At 60.3% G+C, this 18,531-nt stretch carries 21 protein-coding genes; 8 read left to right on the top strand and 13 right to left on the bottom strand.

Going from position 1 to position 18,531, the window contains the following annotated elements; all coding sequences use genetic code 11:
- Window positions 1-226: 226 nt before the first annotated feature.
- From pncA to AAIH70_RS10605, 3 genes are all read left to right on the top strand, one after another.
- Window positions 227-853 carry a bifunctional nicotinamidase/pyrazinamidase gene (gene pncA / locus AAIH70_RS10615; protein WP_132272201.1) on the top strand — a complete coding sequence of 209 codons (627 nt, stop codon included), beginning with the start codon at window positions 227-229 and terminating at the stop codon, window positions 851-853.
- Between the two features lie 163 nt (window positions 854-1,016).
- Window positions 1,017-1,745 carry an AzlC family ABC transporter permease gene (locus AAIH70_RS10610; RefSeq protein ID WP_132272200.1) on the top strand — a complete coding sequence of 243 codons (729 nt, stop codon included), beginning with the start codon at window positions 1,017-1,019 and terminating at the stop codon, window positions 1,743-1,745.
- 13 nt (window positions 1,746-1,758) lie between these two features.
- The gene (locus AAIH70_RS10605) at window positions 1,759-2,082 is read left to right on the top strand and encodes an AzlD family protein (RefSeq protein WP_132272199.1); all 324 of its coding nucleotides are present in this window, start codon (window positions 1,759-1,761) and stop codon (window positions 2,080-2,082) included.
- Here the strand turns inward: AAIH70_RS10605 and AAIH70_RS10600 are convergent, their stop codons facing one another.
- Window positions 2,083-3,918: an aminopeptidase P family protein gene (locus tag AAIH70_RS10600; RefSeq protein WP_132272198.1), complete on the bottom strand. Its 1,836-nt coding sequence runs from the start codon at window positions 3,916-3,918 to the stop codon at window positions 2,083-2,085. It abuts the gene before it with no gap.
- A gap of 260 nt (window positions 3,919-4,178) precedes the next feature.
- Here AAIH70_RS10600 and AAIH70_RS10595 point away from each other — a divergent pair, with 260 nt between their 5' ends.
- Window positions 4,179-4,343 carry a hypothetical protein gene (locus AAIH70_RS10595; protein ID WP_165931937.1) on the top strand — a complete coding sequence of 55 codons (165 nt, stop codon included), beginning with the start codon at window positions 4,179-4,181 and terminating at the stop codon, window positions 4,341-4,343.
- A gap of 145 nt (window positions 4,344-4,488) precedes the next feature.
- On the opposite strand, the gene AAIH70_RS10590 is transcribed toward AAIH70_RS10595, so the two are convergent.
- The 3 genes from AAIH70_RS10590 to AAIH70_RS10580 form a co-directional block, all read right to left on the bottom strand.
- Window positions 4,489-5,370: a 50S ribosomal protein L11 methyltransferase gene (locus AAIH70_RS10590; RefSeq protein ID WP_132272197.1), complete on the bottom strand. Its 882-nt coding sequence runs from the start codon at window positions 5,368-5,370 to the stop codon at window positions 4,489-4,491.
- Window positions 5,371-5,448: 78 nt separating this feature from the next.
- Window positions 5,449-6,048 carry an SCO family protein gene (locus tag AAIH70_RS10585; RefSeq protein ID WP_132272196.1) on the bottom strand — a complete coding sequence of 200 codons (600 nt, stop codon included), beginning with the start codon at window positions 6,046-6,048 and terminating at the stop codon, window positions 5,449-5,451.
- A 129-nt stretch (window positions 6,049-6,177) separates the two neighbouring features.
- The gene (locus AAIH70_RS10580) at window positions 6,178-6,312 is read right to left on the bottom strand and encodes a hypothetical protein (RefSeq protein ID WP_281033529.1); all 135 of its coding nucleotides are present in this window, start codon (window positions 6,310-6,312) and stop codon (window positions 6,178-6,180) included.
- Window positions 6,313-6,456: 144 nt separating this feature from the next.
- Here AAIH70_RS10580 and AAIH70_RS10575 point away from each other — a divergent pair, with 144 nt between their 5' ends.
- Window positions 6,457-6,924 carry a chemotaxis protein CheW gene (locus AAIH70_RS10575; RefSeq protein ID WP_132272195.1) on the top strand — a complete coding sequence of 156 codons (468 nt, stop codon included), beginning with the start codon at window positions 6,457-6,459 and terminating at the stop codon, window positions 6,922-6,924.
- A gap of 78 nt (window positions 6,925-7,002) precedes the next feature.
- Here the strand turns inward: AAIH70_RS10575 and AAIH70_RS10570 are convergent, their stop codons facing one another.
- The 4 genes from AAIH70_RS10570 to AAIH70_RS10555 form a co-directional block, all read right to left on the bottom strand.
- Complete coding sequence (locus tag AAIH70_RS10570; RefSeq protein WP_132272194.1) at window positions 7,003-7,503, bottom strand: CreA family protein; 501 nt, start codon at window positions 7,501-7,503, stop codon at window positions 7,003-7,005.
- Window positions 7,504-7,579: 76 nt separating this feature from the next.
- Window positions 7,580-8,170 carry a 3'-5' exonuclease gene (locus AAIH70_RS10565; protein ID WP_132272193.1) on the bottom strand — a complete coding sequence of 197 codons (591 nt, stop codon included), beginning with the start codon at window positions 8,168-8,170 and terminating at the stop codon, window positions 7,580-7,582.
- Window positions 8,171-8,241: 71 nt separating this feature from the next.
- Window positions 8,242-8,622 carry a helix-turn-helix domain-containing protein gene (locus AAIH70_RS10560; protein WP_132272192.1) on the bottom strand — a complete coding sequence of 127 codons (381 nt, stop codon included), beginning with the start codon at window positions 8,620-8,622 and terminating at the stop codon, window positions 8,242-8,244.
- Window positions 8,622-8,918 (bottom strand): type II toxin-antitoxin system HigB family toxin, encoded by a 297-nt coding sequence (locus AAIH70_RS10555; protein WP_132272191.1) that lies wholly within the window; start codon window positions 8,916-8,918, stop codon window positions 8,622-8,624. Before AAIH70_RS10555 ends, AAIH70_RS10560 begins: the two co-directional genes overlap by 1 nt.
- Here AAIH70_RS10555 and AAIH70_RS10550 point away from each other — a divergent pair.
- Together AAIH70_RS10550 and AAIH70_RS10545 are read left to right on the top strand one after the other, a co-directional pair.
- Window positions 8,917-9,084, top strand: a complete 168-nt coding sequence (locus AAIH70_RS10550) for a hypothetical protein (protein ID WP_207908218.1) — start codon at window positions 8,917-8,919, stop codon at window positions 9,082-9,084. The two genes, AAIH70_RS10555 and AAIH70_RS10550, sit on opposite strands and share 2 nt — an antisense overlap.
- Before the next feature lie 85 nt (window positions 9,085-9,169).
- Window positions 9,170-9,712, top strand: a complete 543-nt coding sequence (locus AAIH70_RS10545) for a GNAT family N-acetyltransferase (RefSeq protein ID WP_132272190.1) — start codon at window positions 9,170-9,172, stop codon at window positions 9,710-9,712.
- 3 nt (window positions 9,713-9,715) lie between these two features.
- On the opposite strand, the gene ligA is transcribed toward AAIH70_RS10545, so the two are convergent.
- Window positions 9,716-11,881, bottom strand: coding sequence for an NAD-dependent DNA ligase LigA (gene ligA / locus AAIH70_RS10540; protein WP_132272189.1), 2,166 nt, complete (start codon window positions 11,879-11,881; stop codon window positions 9,716-9,718).
- 205 nt (window positions 11,882-12,086) lie between these two features.
- Here ligA and AAIH70_RS10535 point away from each other — a divergent pair, with 205 nt between their 5' ends.
- Entirely contained in the window at window positions 12,087-12,668 is a 582-nt protein-coding gene (locus tag AAIH70_RS10535; protein WP_132272188.1) for a cytochrome b, read from the top strand.
- A 10-nt stretch (window positions 12,669-12,678) separates the two neighbouring features.
- Here AAIH70_RS10535 and recN read toward each other — a convergent pair whose 3' ends face one another.
- The 4 genes from recN to ftsZ all read right to left on the bottom strand — a co-directional run bounded on the left by recN (window position 12,679) and on the right by ftsZ (window position 18,496).
- Window positions 12,679-14,352, bottom strand: coding sequence for a DNA repair protein RecN (gene recN, locus AAIH70_RS10530; protein WP_132272187.1), 1,674 nt, complete (start codon window positions 14,350-14,352; stop codon window positions 12,679-12,681).
- A 48-nt stretch (window positions 14,353-14,400) separates the two neighbouring features.
- Complete coding sequence (locus AAIH70_RS10525; RefSeq protein ID WP_132272186.1) at window positions 14,401-15,276, bottom strand: outer membrane protein assembly factor BamD; 876 nt, start codon at window positions 15,274-15,276, stop codon at window positions 14,401-14,403.
- A gap of 210 nt (window positions 15,277-15,486) precedes the next feature.
- Window positions 15,487-16,443: a UDP-3-O-acyl-N-acetylglucosamine deacetylase gene (gene lpxC / locus AAIH70_RS10520; protein ID WP_132272185.1), complete on the bottom strand. Its 957-nt coding sequence runs from the start codon at window positions 16,441-16,443 to the stop codon at window positions 15,487-15,489.
- A gap of 271 nt (window positions 16,444-16,714) precedes the next feature.
- Complete coding sequence (gene ftsZ / locus AAIH70_RS10515; protein WP_132272184.1) at window positions 16,715-18,496, bottom strand: cell division protein FtsZ; 1,782 nt, start codon at window positions 18,494-18,496, stop codon at window positions 16,715-16,717.
- Window positions 18,497-18,531: the final 35 nt, after the last annotated feature.

The following is an 18,531-nucleotide window of genomic DNA, read 5'->3' as shown; positions in this document are numbered from 1 at the left end:
TCATTCACACGGGAGAATGCACGCCTATCCGAAACGCATTTTTGAGAATTATCAAGACATGATCACTTCACTACGGCCCACGCATCCACCATCCGAACAGCGAATACCGCCAGCGGCGGAAACGGTTCCCTTTGACACTGATCCGCTTTAGACTTCAGCAAGCTGAGTGCGTCGCCCCATGGACGATGGCGCCGCGAAAAGACGAGTGGCTTGAGGGAGAAACGTCATGAAGGCGCTGTTGCTGATCGATATCCAGAACGGTTTTTGCCCCGGCGGCAATCTGGCGGTTCCGGATGGCGATGCGGTGGTGCCGGTGGCCAACCGACTGATCCGCGAGGGCGGATATGACGTGATCGTCGCCTCGCAGGACTGGCACCCCGCCAACCACGGCAGCTTTGCCTCTCAGCATCCCGGCAAGAAGGCTTTCGAGATGGGCAAACTTTCCGGTGAGCCGCAGGTCATGTGGCCTGACCATTGCGTGCAGGAAACGGTCGATGCCGAATTCCACCCCGATCTTGAGATGGATGACGTCGATTACATCCAGCAGAAGGGTGAGAACCCTGCCGTCGACAGCTATTCGGCTTTCCGCGACAACGATCATGCCGCACTGACCGGCCTTGCGGGATATCTGAAGGCACAACTCGTCAATGAACTCGATGTCTGCGGGCTGGCCACCGACTATTGCGTGAAATTTTCGGCGCTGGACGCGCGCGACATGCTGCCGGATGTGAAAGTTCGCTTCGTCTCCGATGCCAGCCGCGGCATCGATCCGCAGGGCGTCAAGGATGCGATCGAGGAAATGCGGGCACGCGGCGTCGGTATCGTCACCAGCGACGAGATCCTGGCTGACTGAGACTGCTTTACGTTGCGGCATCACCTCACGTGAGCCGCCCTGCCCGACCGATCAACGAAATCGATGGATTGAATAAGCGCAATTCGATTGCCAGCGAATGGTGTGGCTTCTACACGCTAGTTTCCAAGAAAAACGCGGGAATCGCGGCGCAGGGGAACGGCATATGGACAGACATGAGCAGTTGACGAGCGGCCTCAAAAAGGGGGCTGTGGTGGCCATTTCCTCCGCCCCTTTCGGCGTCCTGTTCGGCGCCATTGCCGTCGATAACGGGTTCAGCATCGGCGAGGCAGCGCTGATGAGCGGCCTTGTTTATGGCGGCGCCAGCCAGCTGGTCGGTATCGAGCTGTTTGGTCATCAAGTCGCCGCATGGGTGATCGTGCTCTCCATTCTGGCGGTCAATTTTCGCCATATCCTCTATTCGGCAGCACTTGCCACCATCATCGGCCGTTATCCGCATATCCAGCGCTGGCTGTCCTTTTTCCTGCTGGTCGATCCGCAATTCGCCGAAACGGTGAAGCGCGAGGAAGCGGGCAAGGCGGCGACCTTCCGCTGGTATTTTGCCATGGGTGCAGTGATCTGGGTGTCGTGGGTGATAACAACCGTGATCGGCGCCTATTTCGGCCGGATGATCGGCGATCCGAAGGCGCTCGGCATCGATGTGCTTCTGCCGGTCTATTTTCTCGGCCTGACCATGGGTTTTCGCAGCCGTCACAACTTTGTGCCGGTGATGCTGGCGGGTGCGGTCGGCTCCGTCGTCGCCTTCCATTTTATCGGCTCGCCCTGGCATATCAGTGTCGGCGCGGTTCTGGGCATTATCGTCGCCACCATCCTGCCGCCACCGAAGACACATGCGCAGCCGGATGTGTCAGAGATGGAAAAGGAGGCCATGTGAGATGGAAAACCAGATGAGCGCCCTCTCCATCGATCCGAACACGGCCCTGCTGATCGTGGTCGCCGCGATCGCCACCTATTTCACCCGCATCGGCGGTTACATTCTGATGAGCAGCATGAAGCAGATTCCGCCACGGCTGGAATCGGCGCTGAACGCCGTGCCGGCTGCCGTTCTGACGACGCTGGTAGCGCCGCCCTTCGTATATGGTGGCTGGGATATCAAGATCGCCATGGTGGTGGCGCTGGTGGTGGGCCTGCGTTTTCCAGGCCTCACCCTGCTGGCCGTCGGATGGGCGGCCGTGATGGCCGCCCGTTATGGTCTGGGTCTCGGTCTCTGATCAGGCCGCGATCGGCGCCGTTGCCGTTTCCAGCCATGCCTGCACGGCAGTATCGGTGATCAAAGGCGACAGCTTTTCACGCACGGTGACGTGATAGGCGTTCAGCCATTCCAGCTCTTCCGATGTCAACAGCGATGCGACCACCAGACGGCGGTCGATCGGGCACCAGGTCAGCGTCTCGAAACCGCGCATGGCCATGTCGCCGCCGGCAATCTCTTCCGCTTCACGCACAAAAATCAGGTTCTCGATGCGGATGCCATAGTGGCCGGGGCGATAATAACCCGGCTCGTTCGACAGGATCATGCCGGGCAGCAGTTCCTGCGTCGCAAGCCGCGAGATGCGCTGCGGGCCTTCATGCACAGAGAGATACGATCCGACGCCGTGGCCGGTGCCGTGAGCGAAATCGCCGCCTGCCTTCCACAGCGCGATGCGCGCCAGCGGATCAAGGTCGCAGCCACGCGTGCCCTTGGGGAAACGCGCCGTGCTGATGGCGATCATGCCCTTCAGCACCACCGTGAAGAAACGTTTGCGGTCCTCCGGCACAGCACCGACTGCCACCGTACGGGTGATGTCGGTCGTGCCGTTGATGTACTGAGCGCCCGAATCGATCAGAAACAGTTCGCCGGCCTCGATCGTGCGGTCGCTTTCGCTGGTGACACGGTAATGCATGATGGCGGCATGTTCGCCGGCACCGGCAATGCTGTCGAAGGACACATCGCGCAGCGGGTTCTGCATCGACTGGCCGATGCGGGCACGCACCGCCTCCAGCGCCTTGACGGCCTGGATTTCGGTGAGCGAGCCGGGCTGCGCCTGATCGAGCCAATACAGGAACTCGACCATGGCGACGCCATCCTGCACATGCGCATCGGCCGAGCCTTTCAGCTCGACCTCGTTCTTGATGGCACGCGGCAGGCGAGCCGGATCGGTGCCGTCAACGACCGTGCCACCGGCCACCTCGATGGCGATGATCAGGGACAGCGCCGTCAGTTCGGGATCGACGAGAATACGGCCGCCATCGGCTGCATAGGCGCCGATACGGCCTGTGAGCGCTGCCGGGGCATGAAGCGCCGTCAAAGGCTGCAGGTGAGCGCGGGCTTCCGTGCCGAGCTTGCGCTCATCGATAAAGAGTTCGGCCTTGCCCTCGGCGGAGATCAGCGCACGCGACAGCGGGTGCGGCGTGTGCGGCACGTCGGCGCCACGCACGTTAAAAATCCAGGCGACGGAGGACGGATCGGCGATCAGCGCCGCAGCCAGCCCCTTGGCATTCAAGCTCGCGGCGATTTCGGCGATCTTTTGCGCAGCCGGTTTGCCGGCATGGGCTTCCTGCTGCACGGCAACGGCACCGAGCGGTTCGGCCGGACGATCCGTCCAAGCCGTATCGAGCGGGTTTTCATTGAGAAGCACGATCGTACCGCCGATTTCGGACACCGCCTTGGCAAGTTTTTTCACTTCCGCACCGCCATGCAGCCACGGATCGACACCGAGGCGAAAGCCTTTTGGCGCATGCGCCGGCAGCCACAGATGCGGCGGCTCGTTGACGAGATCACCGCCGGTAAAGACCGTGCCATCCACCTGTTCGGCCAGCTGGGTGACGTAACGACCGTCGACAAACACCACCGCCTGAGATCGAGTGACGAGCGCAATACCGGCCGAACCGGTAAAACCGGTCAGCCACGACAGGCGCTCGGCGGATTTCGGCACGTATTCGCCCTGATATTCATCGGCACGCGGCACGAGGAAACCATCGATGCCGAGATCGTCGAAACGGGCGCGGATGGCATTGACGCGTTCGCGACCGAACTGCGGCATGGACGTGCTGTCGAAGGATTGAAACATGGCAATATTCCAGGTGATGTGATTCACAAAAAACGGCTGGCCACACTTAATCAATTTCGCGCCGTGATCGCCAGTGAAAGCGAAATTTACCATCCTGCCATGGCGATATTGTTGCCGGAGCCGCAGAACGCAGCCGCGCGAATGCCAAGACATGCGCTCAGCGCATGACACAAATGAAATGAGCCTACTCACTAGGCAATCAGGATTGTCTTATATTCTCCCCAGACACAGCGGCGACACCCAGCCCAAGGACGAGATCGATGGCCATTTCCTATTTCCGCAACGCCTTCAACCGTGCAGCCGCAGCGCGCAAGCATCAGGCTGACATTTTCATCAATGACACACTGATGAAATTCGACGACCGCACACTGAAGAACTTTGGCACAAGCCGCGAAGAATTGCTGCGCGATCGCTCAAAGCTCTGAGCGCAGGTTTTTCGGCACCTCAACGAACAGAATTTCTCGCTTGAGCCTCCCCTCCCGGGTTCGCGAGACGCTGGCAGCAAACCAGCAAGAGGCGGCATGAAAGTGCCGCCTCTTTTTTATATCCGGTGAACGTTACGTCACGCCATCAGCGACTGGAGAGATGGATCGTCACCCAGCCATTGCGCCAGATGGTGCGCACATGCGCGAGACCCGCGCCGGAATAAGCCGAAATCACCTTCCAGCGCTGTTCGGCCAGAATGCCCGACAGGATGACCGAGCCGCCCGGCGACAGATGATTGACCAGTTGCGGCGCCATCTTGATCAGCGGACGCGCCAGAATGTTGGCGATGATCAGATCGAACGGTCCGTAACGATCGAAGGCCGGGGAATGAAATCCCGGTGCGGTTTCGAGCGCGATGCCGGAAGCAATGCCGTTGCGGCGAACGTTTTCACGCGCCACACGCACGGCGACGGGATCGATATCGGTCGCCAGAACCGGGATCATCGGCCGCAGTTTTCTGACCGCGATGGCAAGCACGCCTGAACCGGTGCCGAGATCGAGCGCATTCCTCGGGTTTTCGGCATTCAGCACGCGTTCGATGGTTTCGAGGCAGCCGGCGGTGGTGCCGTGATGGCCTGTGCCAAACGCCTGACCCGCATCGATCTCGATGGCGATATCGCCGGAGCGCACCTTGTCGCGGTCATGGCTGCCATGTACGAGAAAGCGCCCTGCCCTGACGGGTTTCAGACCTTCCAGCGACTTGGCGATCCAGTCGATATCCGGGATGATTTCGCGCTCGATGACGGCATCGGGAAATTCTTCCGACAATGCGTCCCTGATGCGTTCATGCACCTCGGCCTCATCCTCGGCCAACATATAGACCGAGGCTTCCCAGATATCTTTCTTCTCGTCGATTTCCGTCGTGCCGACGGCAAAATCCTCTTCGCCGAAGCAGAAGGACAGAATGTCGAGGATCTGCTCCGCCTTCTTTTCGGTGGTGGAGACATAGAGGCGGATTTCGCTCACGGCCTGGTCCTTAGATTTCAATGTGCGGCCAGCCATGCCACACAAGACCGCTCCGCTTCAAGCCCGCGCGGGAAAAGCTCAGCCGCCAATCAGGCTCTGAAGCTTTTTAACCGCGCTGTCGGGGTTCTCGCCATAGGCGATTGTTTTGGAAAAACGGCCGCCCTTGTCGAGCAGGAAAACAGAGGCCGTGTGGTCCATCGTGTATTCGCCGTTCGGCTGTTTTTCATCCACCGGCACTTTTCGCGCATAGACCTTGTAGCCCTTGACCATGTCGGCGACCTTTTGCGGATCGCCGGAAATGCCGGTGATGCGCTTGCTGACATTGGAAATGTATTGGCCAAGCAGTTCCGGCGGATCACGTTCGGGATCGACGGAAACGAAATAGGCATTGATGCGGGAACCGTCCGGATCGACCTTTTCCAGCCAGCCGTTCAGCTCATAAAGCGTCGTGGGGCAGACTTCCGGGCAATGGGTAAAGCCGAAGAACAGAGCCGTCGGTTTGTCCTGAAACGCCTTTTCGGTAATCGGCTTGCCATCCTGCGCCACCAGTTCGAACGGCACGCCGAACGGAGCATCGGCGACCTGCTGCGTTTTGCCGGTGACCTCGAAGGTCAGCCAGCCGAGCACGCCGGCCAGCATCACGACGGCGATCCAAAGAACGATCCGAAAAGTCTTCATGAGAAGGTGGCCCGCATGCCTGTGCAAAGAATGATATGTTGCAGATAGCCTCAGTGATGCAAAGGCGCAAATCAACTGGCTGTTTTTATGAGAAGGTGGGCTTTTCGCCGCAGGCAGGCAAGCAAAGCTTCACAGGCACCAGGCCATGCCGGTTTCAGCCATGGCGATAAAAATCTCCGGCCCGTATTGCAGCCAGCCGGCGATACACAGAATCAGCAGCCCACCCGCCAGCAAAAGACCGGCGAGAAGAATGGGAAGGCGCAATGATGGTGCGTTGTCATGCATGCAATCAGTATAACAGGCTTTTTAGTCTGCCAGACAGCAGAAAAAGGCGGGTTCGCCACAAAGATTAGGGGAAGTTTAACCCGCGTCTGAGAGCGTGTGCCCAACGAAATCAGGATGATCGCCATGAGCAATGCCATCAAGCAGTCGGGAGCTTATCTCGAAATCGTCTCCTTCCATCTGGGCGACCAGGAATTCTGTATCGACATCATGGCGATCCGCGAAATCCGCGGCTGGGCGCCGGTGACACCGATGCCGCATACCCCGCCTTACGTTCTGGGCCTGATCAACCTGCGCGGCGCGGTTATCCCGGTCATCGACATGGCCTGCCGCCTCGGCATGAAGATGACGGAGCCTTCCGAGCGCGCCGCCATCATCGTCACCGACATCGCCGGCAAGCTGGTCGGCCTGTTGGTCGAACAGGTTTCCGACATGATGACCATCAAGAGCGAAGACCTGCAGCCGGCGCCGGAAATCATCCCGGAAGGCCAGCGCGCATTCTGCCGCGGCATCGTCGCGCTGGAAAAGACCATGGTCTGCTTCCTCAACCTCGACACCGTGATTGCCGACGAACTGACGCGCGAAGCCGCCTGATCGATCGCCATATCCCATCGAAAAAACACCCGCCGTGGCGACACGGCGGGTGTTTTTGTTTTCGTCATAGGTAAACGCTCAAGGCGCGGGCTTGCCCTTGGTCCATGTGACCTGCTGACCGTAAAGCGGCACGGTGGAAATCGCCATCTTGGCAGAGCCTTCGACCACCCGGCGCGAATGTGCCAGATAGATCAGCGTGTCATTGGTCTTGTCGTAGATGCGCTTGACCAGCAGATCCTTCCAGATCAGCGAACGTCCCTGCCTGAAAACTTCCTCACCGCCCTTGTCGAGTTCGATGTCACCGATCTCGATCGGGCCGGTCTGGCGGCAGGCGATGGAACTGTTGGACGGGTCCTCGAACCAGTTGCCGTTCTTCAGGCGGTCGATCATGCTGCGGTCGAAATAGGTAACGTGGCAGGTGACGCCCTTGACGGCCGGATCCGGCACGGCCTCGACGATGATGTCATTGCCGATCCAGTCCACACCGACCTCGCCAACCACTTCGGCCAAAGCGGGGGCGGCAAATATGCCGACGAAAACAGCAGCGGCTGAGGCGAGTGAAACAAGATGGCGGCCCATATTTGAAAAATCTCCGATCAACGATCCGTGAGGAGAGATAAGGTTTGCCGGGCCGCTTGCAAGTGAGCGCGGGCGTTTACTGCTTGCGCAGCGTGCAGGCGTCGTAACCGCCGGCAAACAGGCGGCCGGTGCGCATGCCGATCGCCGGCGCGATATCGCGGATCTCAGCCACGTTCAGCGACCGCGCAATGGCAATCGACGCCTGCGCGCAGATGGCGGCATCTTCGGCCGCATTGTGGTGCAGGAAATTCAGGCCCAGATGCTGCGCCAGAATGTTCAGCTTGTGCGAACCGAGATGCGGCCACACCTTCTGCGCCATCTTCACGCTGCACAGATAGGAGAGCTGCGGATAAGCCTGCCGGTATTGATCGAGGCAGGCCCGCCAGACGGAAAAGTCGAAGGAGGCGTTGTGGGCAATCATGGTGGCGCCGGCAAAATCATCGGCGAATTCGTCCATCACCTCGGGAAACTCGCCCGCGTCCTCGACCTGCTCCGGCCGGATGCCATGGATGGCGATATTGAAAGAGGAAAACCGCATGTCCTTCGGCCGGATCAGCCGCTCCTCCACCCGCACCACCTTGCCGTTCTCGATCCACGCCAGACCGACCGAACAGGCGCTGCCACGCTGCTCGTTGGCGGTTTCGAAATCGATGGCGATGGTTTTCAAATGCGCGGTTCCGGGTGGCGATGTTGGGGCGTTTTAGGATGGATGGGGTGATTCGGGGAAGCGTTTTGCCGTCAGGCCGCAGCCAGCGAATAGGGCTTGGCGAGACAATCAGCAGGCAATCCCCACTCCGTCGAGAGCTTATGGATCATCTCGACAGTCAGTGCGCGTTTTCGGTTGAGGATTTCGGAAGCACGCGAACGAGAACCGAGAAGTTCGGCAAGGTCTTTCTGGCTACGGCCGGTCAACGCCATGAAGCCGAGCAGAAATTCGACAGGCTCGCGATTATCGGCCGGAAAACTGCGGTTCTCATAGGCTTCGATGAGATCGGACAGGACGTCGAAACGATCCGCGTCCGCACTTCCCTTCGGCGGCGGGTCTTCGAAATAGGCGGCGACCTCGGCCACCGCCCATTCGAGATCGTCATCGTTTCTGATCGGCCTGATATTGTCCATCAAATCGTCTCCGGATCGATCCTGTCATAGTCGGCATGCGTTCCCACAAACTTGATCAGTACGCGCCCATACGGATAGGCAACGTGCACGATCAGCCGATATTTGTTGCCGGCGATATCGAAAATCAGTCGGTTGTCGGCAATAAAATCCACGCGATTGCCGAACATGCGCTTCACATCGGCAGGTCCATGCCATTCGGCTTTGCTGACTGCCTTGTGCCACAGCGACAATGGCTCGTGCGCCTGCGGATGGCGCTCCCAAAACGTCCTTAGGCTCGATTTCGCAATCACCTGCATGGCTGAACATATTCCCATTTCGGGAACATTTCAAGTCGACCACATTTCGCGACTTGACCGTATCGCAGTTTTGCGGCCTGATATCGCCATGACCAACCGCGCCATCCTCACCCACCTTACCGTGACCATTCGCCCTGCAGGGCGCGTGGCGGGTTTGGCGCGTTAGCCGGTCATCCGTCACCACCCTGCCGCATGATGGCAGGGTTCGGTTGCGTCCGCTCTGCCTTCGGCAAAAGCCAAGGAGAGCAGAGATGAACAGTCAGCAGGACATTGATGAAAAACCGCCCCGAGCCGGACGGCTCGAGGACGTGGAAATCCGCGCGGCCAGTCCGAACGACGCGGAAGCAATTGCCGCGCTGCATAATCTGCCGGGCTATCGCTACGGAACCCTGCGCACGCCCTTTCATACTGTGGCGGAAATCCGGCGTTATCTGGAAAGCCCGAGCGCCGGCGCCTATCGTCTGATGGCCGAGCATGACGGCCGCACGATCGGCGACATCGGCCTCAGTCCCGCCGGCAACCCGCGCCGCCGTCATGCCGCGACGATCGGCATGGGCGTGCATGACGAATTTGCCGGACGTGGCGTCGGATCGGCTTTGATGAAGGCGGTGCTCGATATTGCCGATAACTGGCTGGATCTTCACCGCGTCGAACTGACGGTCTTCACCGATAACGAAGCCGCAATCCGGCTTTACGAAAGGCACGGTTTTGTCACCGAGGGCTGCCTCAAACAGTTTGCCTTCCGCGATGGCCGTTATGTCGATGCCTTAACGATGGCACGGCTGAAAAGCTGATCCTCAGCCGCCGATGAAGATCAGCCATTCGTCTTCCGTCATCACCTCGACGCCGAGTTCCCTTGCCTTGTCGAGCTTGGAACCGGCGCCGGGGCCAGCAACGACATAATCCGTCTTCTTGGAAACCGAGCCGGCCACCTTGGCGCCCAGACCTTCGGCACGCGCCTTCGCCTCATCACGGGTAAAACGCTCCAGTGAACCGGTGAACACCACCGTCTTGCCGGCGACCGGGCTGTCGGAGGCCGCCACCTGTTCGGCCGCCTGCGGTGTCACCTCCTTGAGAAGCCGGTCGACGACATCGAGATTGCGCGGCTCCTTGAAGAACTCGACGATGGCGCGGGCGACGATTTCGCCAATGCCCTCGATATTGTTGAGATCGTTCCAGGCGTCGCCGGAAAGGTCTGCCGCCTCCTTCATCGCCTGCTCCAAGGCCTCATAGGTGCCGTAGTGGCGGGCAAGCAGCTTTGCCGTGGTCTCGCCGACATGGCGGATGCCGAGCGCATAGATGAAGCGGTGGAGCGCGATGGAGCGGCGCTCATCGATGGCATCGAACAATTTTTTGACGCTGACCTTGCCGAAACCGTCGATGTTTTCCAGCTTCATCAACGGCGAGGCTTCCTGCCGCTTCCTCAGCGTAAAGATGTCCGGCGCGGTGCGGATCTGCAAAGACGGATCTTCGGCCTCGAAGAAGAAATCGACCTGCTTGGTGCCAAAACCTTCTATGTCATAGGCATTGCGCGAGACAAAATGTTTCAGGTGCTCGGTCGCCTGCGCGCGGCAGACGAAACCGCCGGTGCAGCGGGTAACCGAATCGAGTTTGCCGGTCTTTTCGTTCTTCTCCCGCACTGCATGGCTTTTGCAGATCGGGCACTCGGTCGGAAACGGATATTTCTTCGCGTCTGCCGCACGCTTCTCCAGCACCACGTCCAGCACCTGCGGGATGACATCCCCTGCCCGCTGCACGATGACGGTATCGCCGATGCGGATATCGTGGCCTTCCTCACGAATGCGCTCGCCGGAATTGCCGATGCCTTCGATGTAATCGGCATTGTGCAGCGTCGCATTGGTGACAACGACGCCGCCGACGGTAATTGGCGTGAGGCGGGCAACCGGGGTCAATGCACCCGTGCGACCAACCTGGATGTCGATGTTTTCGACAGTCGTGAACGCCTGCTCGGCCGGGAATTTATGGGCCGTCGCCCAGCGCGGCGAGCGTGAGCGGAAACCGAGGCGGGCCTGCAGGTCGAGCCGGTCGACCTTGTAGACGACGCCGTCGATATCGTAATCGAGGTCCGGACGGGCAAGGCCGATCTCGTTGTAATGCGCCAGGATGTCGTCCAGCGAGGTCAGGCGTTTCATCAGATCATTGACCGGAAAACCCCAGTGCCGAAAAGTCTGCACCATCTCGAACTGCGTCCTCGGCAGATCGTTGGGTTCGGACATCTCGCCCCAGGCATAGGCAAAAAACTTCAGTTTTCTGCTTTCCGTCACCTTGGCGTCGAGCTGGCGCAGCGAGCCGGCCGCCGTGTTGCGCGGGTTGACGTAAAGCTGCTTGCCTTGCGCTTCCATCTCGGCGTTGAGCGCCATAAAATCGGTCTTGGCCATATAGACCTCGCCGCGCACCTCCACGACTGACGGCACGCCCTTGGGCAGACGTTGCGGAATTTCCTTGATGGTCTTGATATTGGCCGTGACGTTTTCGCCGGTCGTGCCGTCGCCGCGCGTTGCCGCGTTGACGAGAATGCCGTCCTCGTAACGGATCGACATCGATAGCCCGTCGATTTTCGGCTCGGCCGTGAAGGCAATCGAGTTGTCCGGCAGCTGGCCGAGGAAACGATAGACGGAATTGACGAAATCGCGCACGTCGTCGTCGGCAAAGGCGTTGTCGAGCGACAGCATCGGCCGCGAATGGGTGATCTGTGCGAAGGTCGGCAGCGGTGCGGCACCAACCTTGATCGACGGACTATCGGCGCGGATCAGCTGCGGAAACTTTTCCTCGATCGCCTGGTTGCGGCGCTTCAGCGCGTCATAGTCGGCATCGGAAATTTCCGGGGCATCATTACCGTGATAGAGCGCGTCGTGATGGGCGAGTTCCTTCGCCAGACGCTCCAGTTCGGCTGCCGCCGTCTGTTCTGTCAGGGTGTCGATTGCTGTCTGATCGGCGGCCATGCGGGAATCTCCATCTTCACCGCTTTTCTAGTGCAATCGCCGCAGATTGGAAGCAGCCGAGGCTTGAGGCTCGCCCAAAACTCACGAAGAAGTTTGGGAAACCCGGCTGCATGTGTCCGCGTCCGTCTGGACGCGTTGCGGCGCAGCATCGTAATACCCAACTCAAACAATCAGGTTCACAAGCAGCAATTTTCGGGGAATGGCCATGGCGCATCGCTGGCGGGATACGGGATTACGCTACGGTCTGGTGACCCGGCTGTTTCACTGGTCAATGGCGTTTCTTCTCTGTTGGCAGTTTTCCGGCCTGGTGCTTGGCCGGCTGTTTGGACGCTCATGGCTGACGGACGCCCTGAACGGCACGCACGGCTCGCTCGGTGTCACCATTCTCATCATGGCGGCAGTTCGGGCGTTGTGGGGCTTTTACAACCTGAAGGACCGCCCGGCGCATGAACATGGGCTTCTGGGCCTTGCCGCCCGCGCCGGCCATATCCTGCTCTATCTGCTGATGCTGGCCGTGCCCGGCATGGCACTGCTGCGTGCCTTCGGTTCGGAATGGGGCCTCACACTCTACGGGCTGGAAATCATGGCGAAAGGCGGCGAGCGGGTGGACTGGATGGTGGCACCTGCACGGCTGCTGCACGGCACGCTCGCCTGGACGCTGCTGACCATGATCGGCGGCCATATCGCCATGGTGATCATTCACCGTTTCGTCTGGAAGGACGAGGTGTTGTCGCGCATGGCGGGACCATCGCGGAACACCGGCGGCGTGGCCGCACCGGCGGAATAAACGGAAAAAATCAGCCTTCGGCGGCCAGCAGCGCCGCCGCAGCCGCCCTCGCCTCGGCGGTGACGGACGCGCCCGACAGCATGCGGGCGATCTCTTCGGCGCGGTGTTCCGGCGTCATGGTGGCGACGCGCGTGGCGATCTTGTCCGATCCGTCGCCGGCCGGTCCCTTTGAGATCAGCATATGGGTGGCGGCGCGGGCGGCGACCTGCGGTGCGTGGGTCACAGAGAGGACCTGAACCGTGCTGGATAGCCGCTTCAGCCGCTGACCGATCGCATCCGCGACCGCACCGCCGACACCACTGTCGATTTCATCGAAGACCAGCGTTGGCGCAGAACCGCGATCGGCAAGTGCAACTTTCAAGGCGAGCAGGAAGCGTGAAAGCTCGCCGCCCGAGGCAACCTTCATGATCGGGCCGGGACGCGTGCCGGGATTGGTCTGGACGTGGAATTCGACCGTATCGATGCCGTCGGCAGTCGCTGATTCGGCATCGGTCGTCACCTCGACCATGAAACGCGCGCGTTCCAGCTTGAGGGCCGGAAGTTCGGCCATGACGGCATCGGACAGCGCCGAAGCGCCCTTCTGGCGTTTTTTGGAGAGCGCAACGGCCGCCTGATCGAAGGTTACCCTAGCGGCTTCCGAAATCTTCTCCAGCTTGCCGAGCTTTTCCTCGCCGGCATCGAGATCGGCGAGATCAGCGATCATTTTTTCGGCAAGCGCCGGCAGTTCGGTTACGGGAACCGAATATTTGCGGGCGGCGGCGCGAAGCGCAAACAGCCGCTCCTCGACACGCTCCAGTTCGCGCGGATCGAATTCGGTGCGGCGCAAAGCCGCCTCCACTTCCATCTGGGCGTTGGAGAGATGGTTGAGCGCTTGGTCGAGCAGTTCGACGGTTTCTTCCAGCAGACCCGGCGCTTCGTGGCTCTTGCGCTCCAGACGTCGCACCATCGAGGCGATCAACGGTACCGGCGATCCGTGTCCGTTCAGGAATTCGGAGGCTTCGGAAATGTCGCCGGCAATGCGTTCGGATTTCTGCATGCGGGCGCGGTTGTCAGCAAGCTCGTCTTCCTCGCCGTCTCGCGGCGACAGGATTTGTAGCTCTTCGACCGAGGAGCGCAGGTAATCGGCTTCGCGGGCTGCGGCCTCCACGCGGGCTCTGTGGCTTTTCAGGGTGCGCTCGGCATCCTTCCATGTGCGGTAGAGAACGGACACCTGCAAAGCCTCGTCGCTAAGGCCTGCAAAGGCGTCGAGCAGGGTGCGATGGGCATTGGTATCGACAAGCGCGCGATCGTCGTGCTGGCCATGGATCTCGACCAGCAACTGACCGAGCTGGCGCATCATCTGCACGCTGACCGGCTGGTCGTTGACGGAAGCCTTGGTGCGGCCATCGGCCGATTGCACGCGCCGAAAAATCAGGTCGCCATCGTCATCGAGGCCGTTTTCGCGCAGCAGCAGACGGGCGGGGTGATCCATGCCGATATCGAAAACGGCGGTCACCTGCCCCTTGTCGCTGCCATGGCGCACAAGCCCGCCATCGCCGCGCCCACCGAGCGCCAGCGACAGACTGTCGAGAAGAATGGATTTGCCGGCACCGGTCTCACCGGTGAGCACCGAAAGGCCGGCCTCGAAATCGAGATCCAGCCGCTCGATCAAGACGATATCGCGGATCGACAACTGGATCAGCATGTTACCTCGATCCGGCCTTACCTGCCCTAAAACCGCCTGCCGTCAAAATCAGGAATCGCTGCCGGCGACCAGCCTGACAGCTGCGCGCGAAATCCACGAGCCACGGTTCTCACGCGGCTCAAGTCCGCCACCCTTCAGCAGCTTGTAGCTATCGGCATACCACTGGCTGTCCGGATAGTTGCGGCCGAGAACGGCAGCAGCGGTCTGTGCTTCCTCGGCGATACCCATGGCGTAGTAGGATTCGACCAGACGTGCCAGCGCTTCCTCGACCTGATTGGTGTTGCCGTACTGTTCGACGACGAGCCGGAAGCGCTGAATGCCAGCAAGGTATTCCTTGCGCTCGAGGTAATAACGGCCGATCTGCATTTCCTTGCCGGCGAGCTGGTCGCGGGCGAAACGGATCTTTGCCTGTGCGTCGTCGACATATTCGGAATCGGGGTATTCCTTGACCACCTTGGTCATGGCCTCGATCGTGCGCGATGCGGCGCGCTGGTCCTGCGTCACGTCGCTGATCTGCTTGGAATAGGACAGGCCAACGAGATACTGCACATAAGCGGTGTCGGCCGAACGTGGATACTGCTTCAGGTAACGGTTACCCGATGCGATCGCTTCGTCGTTGCGGTTCTGGCGTGTGTTGACGAAGGTCACCATCACCAGCGCCTTGCGGCCCCATTCGGTAAACGGGTTCTGCTTGTCGATGGCGTCGAACTTGCGTGCCGCCTCGCCCATATTACCGGCCTTCATATTGGCCAGACCTTGATTGTAAAGCTGCTCCGGCGGATCGGTGGCAAGGCCGAGTTTCGTGATGTCGATATCCGGGTCCGTGCCGCAGGCCGTCACGGTCATGCCGGCACCTGCCAGCACGAGGGAGATGGCCGCGATGCGGGCCGATTTCCCGATTACAGAAGACCTGACATTTGCCATGCAATAGTTCCCGATTGCCACGCGATAAAAAGAGCCACCGCCCTGACAGGCGTTCTAGCCATAAAAGCAGCATGAGGGCAACGCAATGATGGCCCATTCGCGCAATTTTGTGGCAGTGGCGTTACTTAAATTACCGTAAAAACAACAAAAAAGAAAAAGGCCGTCCACAGGGACGGCCAATTGGACTGGAGTTTGGAGTCGATCCCGAGGTCAGCCAACCCAGGGAGCGAATTCCGGAACGTTGACCGGAACGAACGCGCTGGCGCGAACACGCTGGCTGCGCGCAGGTGCCTCGACGATCTCGTAAGCCGTCGGATCGCTGAGCAGTGCCTTGAGCGCATTGGCGTTCATCTTGTGACCGCCGCGATAGGAACGGTAGCAGCCGATGAACTGCGCGCCGGCAAGCGCCAGATCGCCGACAGCATCGAGCGTCTTGTGACGAACGAATTCGTCCTTGGCGTAACGCAGACCCTCGACGTTGACGACGGTGTCATCGTCACCGATGACGACCGAATTTTCGAGCGACGAGCCGAGTGCGTAACCGGCGGCCCAGAGGCGCTCGACATCACGCATGAAACCGAAAGTACGGGCGCGAGACAACTCATCACGGAACACGGACGCGGTCAGGTCACCCTTCCATGACTGGCGACCGATCAGCGGCGAATCGAAATCGATTTCGACTTCGAAACGCGTGCCGTCATAAGGGCGGAATTCCGACCACGAAGCGCCGGCATCGATGCGAACCGGCTTGATGACGCGGATATAACGACGCTTCACACCGAGATTGACGATGCCGACCTGTTCGATCGCTTCGATGAAAGGAAAAGAGCTGCCGTCCATGATCGGCATTTCGGCGCCTTCGACTTCAACGATCAGGTTGTCGAGGCCAAGTGCATAGATTGCTGCCATGACGTGTTCGATGGTTGCAACGGAACGCGCCATATTGGTGCCGAGGACCGTGCAGAGATCGGTATTGCCGACCTGCGAGGACACGGCGCGGTATTCGGCGGCGGTGCCGTCGGAAAGCGTACGCGAGAAAATGATGCCGGTGCCGGCGTCAGCCGGCTGGAAGGTGATCGATACCTGGCTTCCCGAATGCACGCCGATACCCGAAAGGGTGACGGGCGAAGCGATAGTGGTCTGGAAACCGAGAAGTTCGATGCTCATTTCATATGCCTTTATTGAACCGGCCCTGCCAATCCGTGGCGGTCCGGGATCCTTGCCCATAAATCCGTTTGAATTAACAAACCGCGATTCATGGTCTCTTGATCATCTAGATACGTGTCCGCGCGGTACATCTCAAATCACTGTTCGTTTCGGATTGTTACGAAGCCAAGTACAGGGAGATGCTCAACAATTTTCCGCTTTTGCAACGAAATGTGAAAAGGCCCGGATCGCAGGATCCGGGCCTTTTCAACAGCATTTATTTAAAGGTCGATCAGGTGGACTGGCGGCGCAGGAAGGCCGGGATTTCCAGCTGATCGTCTTCGTGATGAGCACCTGCACGCGGAGTGTTGCGGCCGTGATCATCGAGGTTGCCACGACGCGGTGCGTAGAGGCTTGCTTCCGGCGACAGCGCGCGACGCTGCTGCGAGGAGGCGGCCGGAGCCTGCATCATTTCGCCCGAACCCTGCTCTTCTTCGTCACGACGACCGAGCGAGTTGGTGATGCGCTTCAGGAGACCCATCGGACCACGTTCTTCATGTGCCGGCTGCGACTGCTGGGCGCGATGATCCATCTCGGCCTTCACGACCGGCGGAAAGTCTTCGACGCGCGGCATGCGAACCTGCTCGACCGTGTCGCGAACCATCGGCTGGCTCATGACCGGCGCTTCCGGCTGCATCATGCGCGGTGCAGGTGCCGGCTGCGGAGCGACAGGAGCCTGCTGCTGCGGGGCGGCATAGGAAGGCTGCTGCGGAGCGGCGTAAGACTGCTGAACCGGCGTGGCACGCGGAGCTTCGACCGGAGCAGCACCGAAAATGCGGCTCTGCGGACGGAACTCTTCGGCCTGGGCAACCGGTGCCGGCGCAACAGGAGCGGGAGCGGCCGGGATGGCCAGTTCGCGTTCCATTTCGGATTCGGCGTGACGGATGGTCTCGGCAATCGGGTCAACCGGAGCCGGGGCAATCGCGCGGGGTGCCTGATACTGGGCAGGCTGCACTGCGGCCGGAGCCGGAGCAACGGCCGCGGAAGGACGGATAATCGGCTTCTGGGCTGCCTGCATTGCAGCGGCACGCAGATCGACCTGACCCATGCTGCGGTCGATGCCGGTGGCAACGACAGAAACGCGGATGATGCCTTCGAGCGCTTCGTCGAACGTGGCACCGAGGATGATGTTGGCGTCCGGATCGACTTCTTCGCGGATACGGGTTGCGGCTTCGTCGACTTCGAACAGGGTAAGGTCGCGACCACCGGTAATGGAGATCAGCAGGCCCTGTGCGCCCTTCATCGAGGTTTCGTCGAGCAGCGGGTTGGCGATCGCGGCTTCGGCGGCCTGCATGGCGCGGCCCGAACCGGAAGCTTCACCCGTACCCATCATGGCGCGGCCCATCTCGCGCATTACCGAGCGAACGTCGGCGAAGTCGAGGTTGATGAGGCCTTCCTTGACCATCAGGTCGGTAATGCAGGCAACGCCGGAATAGAGAACCTGGTCGGCCATCGCAAATGCGTCGGCAAAGGTCGTCTTGTCGTTGGCGATGCGGAACAGGTTCTGGTTAGGAATGACGATCAGCGTGTCGACCGACTTCTGCAGTTCCTCGATGCCCTGCTCGGCCAGACGCATGCGACGCGCGCCTTCGAAGTGGAACGGCTTGGTGACGACGCCGACGGTCAGGATGCCCTTGTTGCGGGCGGCCTGAGCCACGACCGGAGCAGCACCGGTGCCGGTGCCGCCGCCCATGCCGGCAGTGACGAAGCACATATGGGTGTTCTGGAGATGATCCAGGATTTCATCGAGGCACTCTTCCGCAGCAGCGCGGCCGACTTCCGGCTGCGAACCCGCGCCGAGACCTTCGGTGACCTGCACACCCATCTGGATGATGCGATCGGCCTTGGTCATGGTCAGGGCCTGGGCATCAGTGTTGGCAACAACGAAGTCAACACCTTCGAGGCCAGCGGTGATCATGTTGTTGACGGCATTGCCGCCGCCGCCGCCGACGCCGAACACGGTGATCCGAGGCTTCAGCTCGGTGATGTCCGGCTTGTTCAGATTGATGGTCATGTAACCGTTCCTTCTTAATCCTTGGGCAGCGTCGC

This window comes from Neorhizobium sp. BT27B, from assembly GCF_050455485.1.
Classification (GTDB): Bacteria; Pseudomonadota; Alphaproteobacteria; order Rhizobiales; family Rhizobiaceae; genus Neorhizobium.
The sequence above is the reverse complement of the archived record's forward strand: the minus strand, read 5'-3'. Positions and strand labels throughout refer to the sequence as shown.

What these genes read in the sequence shown, in the direction of transcription:
- AAIH70_RS10605 (WP_132272199.1), top strand. Translation starts at nt 1,759, where the DNA reads ATGAGCGCCCTCTCCATCGATCCGAACACGGCCCTGCTGATCGTGGTC.
- AAIH70_RS10550 (WP_207908218.1), top strand. Translation starts at nt 8,917, where the DNA reads ATGGCTGAACATATTCCCATTTCGGGAACATTTCAAGTCGACCACATT.
- ligA (WP_132272189.1), bottom strand. Translation starts at nt 11,881, where the DNA reads ATGGCCGCCGATCAGACAGCAATCGACACCCTGACAGAACAGACGGCG.
- AAIH70_RS10570 (WP_132272194.1), bottom strand. Translation starts at nt 7,503, where the DNA reads ATGGGCCGCCATCTTGTTTCACTCGCCTCAGCCGCTGCTGTTTTCGTC.
- AAIH70_RS10555 (WP_132272191.1), bottom strand. Translation starts at nt 8,918, where the DNA reads ATGCAGGTGATTGCGAAATCGAGCCTAAGGACGTTTTGGGAGCGCCAT.
- AAIH70_RS10560 (WP_132272192.1), bottom strand. Translation starts at nt 8,622, where the DNA reads ATGGACAATATCAGGCCGATCAGAAACGATGACGATCTCGAATGGGCG.
- AAIH70_RS10535 (WP_132272188.1), top strand. Translation starts at nt 12,087, where the DNA reads ATGGCGCATCGCTGGCGGGATACGGGATTACGCTACGGTCTGGTGACC.
- AAIH70_RS10595 (WP_165931937.1), top strand. Translation starts at nt 4,179, where the DNA reads ATGGCCATTTCCTATTTCCGCAACGCCTTCAACCGTGCAGCCGCAGCG.
- lpxC (WP_132272185.1), bottom strand. Translation starts at nt 16,443, where the DNA reads ATGAGCATCGAACTTCTCGGTTTCCAGACCACTATCGCTTCGCCCGTC.
- ftsZ (WP_132272184.1), bottom strand. Translation starts at nt 18,496, where the DNA reads ATGACCATCAATCTGAACAAGCCGGACATCACCGAGCTGAAGCCTCGG.
- AAIH70_RS10585 (WP_132272196.1), bottom strand. Translation starts at nt 6,048, where the DNA reads ATGAAGACTTTTCGGATCGTTCTTTGGATCGCCGTCGTGATGCTGGCC.
- AAIH70_RS10600 (WP_132272198.1), bottom strand. Translation starts at nt 3,918, where the DNA reads ATGTTTCAATCCTTCGACAGCACGTCCATGCCGCAGTTCGGTCGCGAA.
- AAIH70_RS10525 (WP_132272186.1), bottom strand. Translation starts at nt 15,276, where the DNA reads ATGGCAAATGTCAGGTCTTCTGTAATCGGGAAATCGGCCCGCATCGCG.
- pncA (WP_132272201.1), top strand. Translation starts at nt 227, where the DNA reads ATGAAGGCGCTGTTGCTGATCGATATCCAGAACGGTTTTTGCCCCGGC.
- recN (WP_132272187.1), bottom strand. Translation starts at nt 14,352, where the DNA reads ATGCTGATCCAGTTGTCGATCCGCGATATCGTCTTGATCGAGCGGCTG.
- AAIH70_RS10610 (WP_132272200.1), top strand. Translation starts at nt 1,017, where the DNA reads ATGGACAGACATGAGCAGTTGACGAGCGGCCTCAAAAAGGGGGCTGTG.
- AAIH70_RS10575 (WP_132272195.1), top strand. Translation starts at nt 6,457, where the DNA reads ATGAGCAATGCCATCAAGCAGTCGGGAGCTTATCTCGAAATCGTCTCC.
- AAIH70_RS10545 (WP_132272190.1), top strand. Translation starts at nt 9,170, where the DNA reads ATGAACAGTCAGCAGGACATTGATGAAAAACCGCCCCGAGCCGGACGG.